The following is a 469-nucleotide window of genomic DNA, read 5'->3' as shown; positions in this document are numbered from 1 at the left end:
GTTCGTACGAGACTCGAACTCGTGATCTCCTGCGTGACAGGCAGGCGTCCTAACCAACTAGACCAACGAACCAAAATTGCGGGAGCTGGGTTTGAACCAACGACCTTCGGGTTATGAGCCCGACGAGCTACCAGACTGCTCCATCCCGCGATAATAAGGAGGATGAGAGATTCGAACTCTCGCGTGGTTTGACCCACCTAGCGGTTTTCAAGACCGCCCCCTTCAGCCACTTGGGTAATCCTCCATAAAAAGCTGTATAAAAACTCCAGTATATAATTGAGTCGATGGACCTTGTAGGACTCGAACCTACGACCGAACGGTTATGAGCCGTTTGCTCTAACCAACTGAGCTAAAGGTCCAAGACCTATATCGCGGCAGGGGGGATCGAACCCTCGACCTCCCGGGTATGAACCGGACGCTCTAGCCAGCTGAGCTACACCGCGATGAAAAATGATAGTTATTCTATCAA

The 469-nt window shown here is 51.4% G+C and carries 5 tRNA genes; all 5 read right to left on the bottom strand.

From position 1 onward, the window contains the following. Nucleotides 1–72, bottom strand: a tRNA-Asp gene (locus FD05_RS10810). A 4-nt stretch (nucleotides 73–76) separates the two neighbouring features. Further along, nucleotides 77–150: transfer RNA gene (locus tag FD05_RS10805), tRNA-Met, on the bottom strand. 6 nt (nucleotides 151–156) lie between these two features. Continuing rightward, nucleotides 157–244: transfer RNA gene (locus FD05_RS10800), tRNA-Ser, on the bottom strand. A gap of 41 nt (nucleotides 245–285) precedes the next feature. Further along, a tRNA-Ile gene (locus FD05_RS10795) sits at nucleotides 286–359 on the bottom strand. Between the two features lie 10 nt (nucleotides 360–369). Continuing rightward, nucleotides 370–443, bottom strand: a tRNA-Met gene (locus tag FD05_RS10790). Between the last annotated feature and the right edge of the window lie 26 nt (nucleotides 444–469).

This window comes from Lentilactobacillus otakiensis DSM 19908 = JCM 15040 (assembly GCF_001434145.1).
Taxonomy (GTDB): Bacteria; Bacillota; Bacilli; order Lactobacillales; family Lactobacillaceae; genus Lentilactobacillus; species Lentilactobacillus otakiensis.
This window is presented reverse-complemented; position numbering and strand designations above follow the sequence as displayed.